This is a genomic window from Mariniphaga sp. (assembly GCF_041687215.1).
GTDB lineage: Bacteria > Bacteroidota > Bacteroidia > Bacteroidales > Prolixibacteraceae > Mariniphaga.
Genome location: NZ_JAWLCI010000063.1, coordinates 20,083 through 27,328 on the forward strand (window position 1 = coordinate 20,083; position 7,246 = coordinate 27,328).

General features: G+C 37.9%; 9 protein-coding genes. 4 read left to right on the forward strand and 5 right to left on the reverse strand.

The features are described from left to right. Nucleotides 1-2: 2 nt before the first annotated feature. The gene (locus ACESMA_RS17585) at nucleotides 3-392 is read right to left on the reverse strand and encodes a PIN domain-containing protein (protein WP_372950172.1); all 390 of its coding nucleotides are present in this window, start codon (nucleotides 390-392) and stop codon (nucleotides 3-5) included. An 8-nt stretch (nucleotides 393-400) separates the two neighbouring features. Next, complete coding sequence (locus ACESMA_RS17590) at nucleotides 401-610, reverse strand: hypothetical protein (RefSeq protein ID WP_372950173.1); 210 nt, start codon at nucleotides 608-610, stop codon at nucleotides 401-403. 143 nt (nucleotides 611-753) lie between these two features. Between ACESMA_RS17590 and ACESMA_RS17595 the strand changes: the two genes are divergently transcribed. Continuing rightward, complete coding sequence (locus tag ACESMA_RS17595) at nucleotides 754-1,443, forward strand: SIR2 family NAD-dependent protein deacylase (protein WP_372950174.1); 690 nt, start codon at nucleotides 754-756, stop codon at nucleotides 1,441-1,443. Nucleotide 1,444: 1 nt separating this feature from the next. Next, a complete protein-coding gene (locus ACESMA_RS17600; RefSeq protein WP_372950175.1) occupies nucleotides 1,445-2,080 on the forward strand; it encodes an outer membrane beta-barrel protein in 636 nt (211 codons plus the stop codon). Nucleotides 2,081-2,086: 6 nt separating this feature from the next. Here ACESMA_RS17600 and ACESMA_RS17605 read toward each other — a convergent pair whose 3' ends face one another. Next, on the reverse strand, nucleotides 2,087-2,512 hold the full coding sequence (locus ACESMA_RS17605; protein WP_372950176.1) for a hypothetical protein: 426 nt from the start codon (nucleotides 2,510-2,512) through the stop codon (nucleotides 2,087-2,089). 61 nt (nucleotides 2,513-2,573) lie between these two features. Then, entirely contained in the window at nucleotides 2,574-3,275 is a 702-nt protein-coding gene (locus ACESMA_RS17610; RefSeq protein ID WP_372950177.1) for a ComF family protein, read from the reverse strand. Between the two features lie 602 nt (nucleotides 3,276-3,877). Here ACESMA_RS17610 and ACESMA_RS17615 point away from each other — a divergent pair. Both ACESMA_RS17615 and ACESMA_RS17620 read left to right on the forward strand, forming a co-directional pair. Further along, complete coding sequence (locus ACESMA_RS17615) at nucleotides 3,878-4,585, forward strand: hypothetical protein (protein ID WP_372950178.1); 708 nt, start codon at nucleotides 3,878-3,880, stop codon at nucleotides 4,583-4,585. Nucleotides 4,586-4,588: 3 nt separating this feature from the next. Further along, nucleotides 4,589-6,202 carry a hypothetical protein gene (locus ACESMA_RS17620; RefSeq protein ID WP_372950179.1) on the forward strand — a complete coding sequence of 538 codons (1,614 nt, stop codon included), beginning with the start codon at nucleotides 4,589-4,591 and terminating at the stop codon, nucleotides 6,200-6,202. A gap of 38 nt (nucleotides 6,203-6,240) precedes the next feature. On the opposite strand, the gene ACESMA_RS17625 is transcribed toward ACESMA_RS17620, so the two are convergent. Continuing rightward, on the reverse strand, nucleotides 6,241-7,246 hold a 1,006-nt coding region (locus tag ACESMA_RS17625; RefSeq protein ID WP_372950180.1), incomplete at its 5' end, for a glycoside hydrolase family 97 catalytic domain-containing protein.

The following is a 7,246-nucleotide window of genomic DNA, read 5'->3' on the forward strand; positions in this document are numbered from 1 at the left end:
AACTAAAGAAACGGATTAACAATTTTTAGATTGTCTTCAATAACTTGACCATTTTGCAAATCCTCACTAAAAAGCGTTTTGCAGTTACAGGATAAAGCAGATGAGATGATAAGCGAATCATAAAATGAATATTGGTATTTTTCAGCTATTAAACAGGCATCACTTATTGTTTTACTTTCATTGGAAAACACCTTGTTATTTTTACCTGATTCAATCACAACTTCATTTGCCTCTTTCCAGGTTTTTCCAAATTTCTTCGTAAGTGTATTTACAAGTTCCTGAAGCACCTGTGTGCTTATACTATGAGTCTGTTTCTTCGATAAGTTTCCGGGAAATTTTTTATTTTTCCAATTCCGTGAAAGAATAGGAATAAACCAAAATATTGGTATCAAAAAATACCTTATCGTTCATTTGCCTCGCTTCTATTGAATTTAAATCCCCGGGTATCAACACTTACAGCATCAAAGGTAACATCTTTCTTTTTTGAGTGTTTTTTCTCAGTTTCTTCATCCAGCATAAAAGCAATTACTTCCAATTGTTTTCCAATATATTCGTTGGGCAATCGAATTGTGAGGTAATTTTTTTGAGCTTTAATTATTGTTCGAATCATTATTGTCTTTCATTTTTATTCTCTACAAATTTATCCAAATGATATTAATTCCCAATAGTTTAGAAAAGAAGAAAAAATCGGATTTTTCCAATTTAATCTTTTTATCATATTTCCTTTATCTTTAAGCCGGAAACTTTTTAACAATGAAGAAAAAGCTGGTGATACTTTCGGGTGCCGGAATCAGTCAGGAAAGCGGACTGAAAACTTTCCGCGATATGGGCGGACTTTGGGAGCAATACGATGTTACCGAAGTGGCCAGTCCGGAAGCGTGGCAAAAAAGCCCGGAACTGGTACTTCGGTTTTATAACGAGCGCCGCAAACAACTTTGGGAAGCCAAGCCCAATGCCGGTCACCTGGGAATTGCCGATTTGGAAAACTGGTTCGATGTGGAGGTCATCACTCAAAATGTGGACGATTTGCATGAGCAGGCCGGAAGCACTAAAGTTTTGCACCTGCACGGCGAGTTGCGCAAAGCCCGAAGTACGGCTGATCCGAACCTGGTTTACACGCTGAAAAACCGGGAATTGAAAATGGGCGACACCTGCGAGAAAGGAAGTCAGTTGCGGCCCCACATCGTATGGTTTGGCGAAATGGTTACCGAAATTGAGCGCGCAGCTGAAATAGCAGAAACGGCAGATATTTTTGTGGTAGTGGGCACTTCGCTGGTGGTTTACCCGGCTGCCGGCCTGTTGCATTACATCAGGCAGGGAACTCCGGTTTTTGTGATTGATCCGCATAAACCGAACGTATATTTGGAACATGTGGAATACATTGAAGAAAAAGCAGGCAAAGGAGTTGAACTGTTAAAAACGAAACTTGAAAACTTCAGATAAAATGACAAAGAAATTATTTATTCCGGTAGCCATATTATTCCTGGCAAACTGGGCAACTGCACAACGATTTGAAGGCGGATTTCTGGCGGGTTTTAATGCCACACAAGTGGAAGGAGTATCGGTTTACGGAACCAATGTTACCGGGTATCATAAGCCTGGTATATTAGCAGGATTTTTTGTGCAAACCGATATAGCCCCAGCAATCTTTTCCGGCATTGAGATCAAGTATTCCCAAAAAGGATCAAGAAAAAAGATTAAAGAAAATGACCCTGATCCCAGAAAGTACATAATGCGATTAGGTTATGTTGATGTACCAATATTTATGGGTTTTCGAACCAACGACAGAGGTGCTGTAATAGCTGGAATTTCAGCTGGTTACCTCATACATGCAATGGAATATAACGAGTACGGAAAATTTCCTGAAGAGGATTTACATCCATTTAATAATGTTGATTTACAGCCTTTTATAGGATTTCAGTTCGACATGCTCAACCAGGTAAAACTCGATTTGCGTTTTGCCCTGTCAGTTCTGCCCATTCGTGGTAAGTCAGGGGGTGAAACCACCAGTTACTACTGGCAAAATAACCAGTTTAATAATGTGATTTCTCTGGCGGCTTATTACAATTTTGGGCGCTGAATAGTATCAGGAATTCACCATCCATTTCGAAAAAGCATCGAGATAATTCCAAAACGAAAGGGCAACTTCTTCAGTCAGATTCTGATTCTGAATGGCCTGCCGGTAACAGTCGAGCCAGACTTCGCGTGCTTCGGGGGTGATTTTATGAGGCAAATGGCGTTTGTACATCATGGGACGGCCACGGTTTTTGTTAAAATACATGGGCCCGCCACAAATCTGGATGAAAAAATCAGATGCATTTTTTACCGCCTTTTCCAGTCCGGCTGCATCCTGCGGAAATAAGTTTTTTATTTCACTTTGGGCCAGCAAATCGTAGTGGTCCTTCACCAGTTCCCGAATGCCTTCATCTCCCAAAATCCGGTAAATCTCATGTGTTGGCAAGGCAACTTCGGGCCTTTTCCCGGGAGTATATTTACTAATTTGAAATTCCATTTCTGTATTTTCGTTCAATCTAAACAAAGAACAAAAATAGCAGCAAGAGGTTGAATGATTTTTAAAAGTCGGCAAAAGCCAGAGTGGCAATACTAACTTTTACGCCGGAAACTTTTAATAATTCATAAGCACAGGCCTCCAGGGTTGATCCTGTTGTCACTACATCATCAACAATCAATACGTGTTGGTTTTCAAATTCTTCCGGATTATTAACGCCAAAAATACCATCCACATTTTGCCAGCGTTCAAACCGGTTTTTCCGGGTTTGGGTGGATGTGAATATTTTTCGGTATAAATTATTTTCCAGCATGGGTTTATTCAAACTTTCCGAAATTCCGCGGGCAATCCATTCACTTTGATTAAAGCCGCGTTTTTTCTGCTTTTTCGGATGCAGCGGCACCGGAACAATTGTATCAACCTGATTGAAATTTTCAGCTTCAGCCAAAATATCGCCAAAGCGCCTGCCGGTTTCCAGGCCGAGCTCTTTTAATCCTTTGTATTTTATAAAATGAATCAGTTTCTGATAACGACTGCCTTTGCGATAATTGAAATACGAAGTGGCATGTTCAATTTGAACCCTGCCCCAGAAAAGCTGTGCCACTTTGTTTTCGTTCTCGTTCTCAAACCGGCTGATTGGTAAATCGAACCAGCATTTCATACAAAGGTATTTTTCCTGCGAAATAAGCCTTTCGCCGCAGGTGATACAAAGTTGAGGATAAAACAACCCCAAAACATCATCAAAAACCTGAGTCAGCGTGTTCATGCTTCGAAAGTTACGAAATAATTTAAGGAAGTAGCAAAAGAACCCGGCGATAATTGCACCGGAATTTAATCAATCTTTAACAGGGTCTTAAACGCAATGAAATATATTGAAGCTTTATTTGTAGCAGGTAAAAGAAAAGAGTCATTTTAAATTCGTTCTTTAAATGCTGTTCAAAATAAAATGGTTGCTTTTCCCAAAATTACCTTTACTCTCTCTTATCCCTTTTTTGAAATTGTTCCCAGGTTGTCTTTTCCCGAGGCAACCTTTTTTTTGTTTTGATCTTTTGATTAAAAGATCAGGAGTTTTTTTATTCCAGCCCTGTTGCACATTATCAAAAGATTGTTTAGTTTTAAAACCTAAAAATATCAACCGAAAACCGAATGAATAGAGCACCCGCCATATTATTTCAAAAGGAATTTTCCAGAACTACCGCAAATAAAATAATGGATTTATGTTTTACTAAAGAACAGGAATATGGTTTAACAAGTAAACCGAACATGAAAATAGACTAAATATGATAATAAAGCTTATTCAGGGAATTTAACAAACAAAATTTATGAAAGTATCTTTTTTGATAGCTAAATATTAATGAAACTGTTTTTATGGATATTAAAGAATATTTTAAAAAAATAAATGATGAATCTCAAGAAATATTTTTGTCAACAATTACTAACTATTTAGATAACGTAGGAAATGCTCATTATTTAGCAACTTGCATTTATGATTTTTCTGAACATTTAACCGACAAAAATGAAAAAGAATTATTAGCTACTGCTTCATCACAAATAGAATCTGCAATTCTTAGCTCAACATTAGGATTGTATCGTCAGGCTTTTGCGTCATTACGTCTCGCCTTTGAAATGGCCTTAGGTGTCGCTTACTTCTCTATTGATAAGTTGGAACACGCTGAATGGCTGAAAGGGAAGGGCGACATAAAGTGGTCAAGTCTAATTGATAAGGACAACGGTGTTCTTTCATTGAGATTCTGTAATGCATTTTTTGAAGAATTAACAGGTTACATTGAGGATTACAATGAAAGAGCAGCAGCTGTATACCGTTCACTTTCTGAATTTGTTCACGGTAACAGTGAGACTTGGACAAAAAGTGGAATACGTTTAAAATATAACAATGACCTGATAGAACAATTTTTCAAACAACTTTTTGAAATCTCAGAGATAATTTTGTTTACTTTATCTTGTAGATATTTAAATGCAATTCCGACTACTGAGAGAGAAACAATGGAGTTTTTATCGGCTCAACTTAGTCATATTGATCCAATTAGAGTATTGTTTGGTGGGCCAAAAGTTTAAATTATGTCAACATTTTATCTTAGAACTGAAAGTATTAAACCAGAGGACATTTTATCCTTATCAGTTATAAATGAAAACGATATGGATATTATTTCCGCACTTCTTTCCCCTGAACCTTGTTTATTAGAAGGCTCAAGAGGTACAGGTAAATCTTTTTTAATGAGAGTTGCCGAACTAAACATTGAAAAAGAAAGAAAAACCTGTATTGCTGTATTCGTTTCATTCAATATAAGCTCTTTAATAAATACTACGGATAAACTTCAGTTTTATCACTGGATGCTTGCAAAAACGTTGAAAGGTCTACTCAATACATTAAGAAAAAAAGGATTAATCGTCTCAACACATTCGGCAAGTTTATTAAGTAATGATGAGAATGATAATAACGATGAAATTGAATTGGATTTAAAAAATATTGTTAAATCCTTTGAAAGTTCATATAAAGGAGATTTAAAAATAGATCTAAGTCGTTTACCTGATATTGAAGATGTAAAGGATGCTATCGAAAATATTTGCAGAGATAATAGTTTAGAAAGGATATATTTCTTTTTTGATGAAGCGGCACATGTTTTTCGACCTGAACAACAAAGACAATTTTTTAGTCTATACAAAGACCTGAGATCTCCATACATCACATGTAATGCAGCAATCTATCCAGGTGTAACTTATTTTGGAGAATCATTTGAACCTATTCATGACTGTATATTTAAAAAACTTGATAGAAACATAAAAGAAAGTGATTACATCGATTATTTTAAGAAAATCGTATTAAATCAAGCCGAGGCTAATATAAAAAATGCTATTGATAATAATTTTTCACTTTTTATAACCTTAGCTCTTTCTTGCGGAGGTAATCCCCGAATTCTTTTAAAGACAATTCAAGATTTGCAAAAATTCAATTTTTCTTCAGTAAACCAACTGATAAAAGAATTTTATAGAGGACAGATTTGGTCAGAACATACGGAGTTGGGAGAGAAATACAAAGGTCATAAAGTGCTTATCGATTGGGGTAGAGACTTTTTAGAAAATGTAGTCGTACCTGCAATAGCAAATTATAATTCAAGTAGAAAAGTAAAAAATAAAGAAGAATCAACAATCTATTTTTGGATACATAAAGATTCACCAGAAACAGTCAAAGAATCTTTAAGACTATTAACCTATACAGGAATCATTAGAAAGGTTGATACAAGTGTCCGAGCAACTAGAGCTGAATTAGGAAATAGATATGAAGTAAAATATGGTTGTATCATTGCATTGCATAGCAATCCACATGGTGAATCTCAAAATTTTTTTGATAGCTTATCTATAAAAAAATTTCCAGAGTTTGGGAAAAATCATTCATCCTACAATTCAATTAGAGAATTGACAAATACTGTTGAGGACGAAGCAAGTTTCACACAATCACTGAATAATATGTTGAAGAAACCGATTAAAGTCTTGCAACTTCTAACAAATTGGCAAAAAACTAAACTTAACGAAGCTGGTATTTATACATTAGAAGATTTACATTTTAATACTGAGATAAATTTAATAGATAAGATATATAATGTAGGGCCAGTAAGAGCGCGCTTGATAAAAAACGCTGCAAATGCTGAACTTTTGGAATATTTATCCGGCTAAAATATAGAAAGATAGAATTAACCGTAGTTATAGCAAAATTATAATATGTTGCATTTTTTTGGGTTCAAAATCTTTCGAAAATGCACCGCCAGACCCGAATTTTCCGATACCTCAAATTCCAAAACCGAACCGGCATTCACTTTCCGGGTTTCAATTTTTACTTTGGTGGATGATTCCGAACCGGGGTCGTGGGAATAAATGACTGCCTCGTAGCTGGTACTCTTGTCGAGGAAATCCGGGATGAACTGAACGGTTTTTCCGGTGTTTCCGGTGAGGGACCCCAAAAACCAGTCGTTGCCTGATTTTCGGGCGATAGTGGCATATTCCCCGATTTTGCCTTCAATCACTTTGGTATCGTCCCAAACTGTGGGCATGTTTTTGAAAAACTCCAGCTCGGGATGGTTTTGAATGTACCCTTCCGAGCTTCCTGCGCCGCCAGTCCTGCCGGGCGAACCCTGCGGGCGGTCGTACCAGTACAAAAACTGCCATGGACTATACAACATCACCGCCTTGGCCAGTTGCGCTGCGTGCCCGCCCATTTTTTCAGTTACACGCGGGGCATAGTAACAATTGGTGTTGTCGCCGGCGCCGGCCAGCATGCGCGTAAACAGGGTAATCAGCGTGTGTACGTTGGAAGGACTTTCCTCGTCGCCGCGAATTCCCTCCTGGGTCATCAAATTGGGATAAGTTCGCGAAAAACCTGTGGGCCGGTATTCGTCGTGAATATCCACCATGAGTTGATTTTCCGCTGCTTTTTTAACCGCTTCGTGCAGCCAGGCGGTCCATTCCTGCGAACCTACCTGAACAAATCCGTATTTTACACCTTTTATTCCCCACGATTTATACAGCGGCAGAATTTCATCCAATTGTTTTTCCAGAGCACGGCGGTTCACATAAACAATTATCCCGATTCCTTTGCTTTCGGCATATTTAATCACCCGGTGTAAATCGAGCGGGCCGGACGAGCGGGCCGGGTCAACCGTAACGGTGGTCGCATCCGAAGTTTCGTCGCCTTCGGGTCCATACCAGCCGGCATCGAACTCC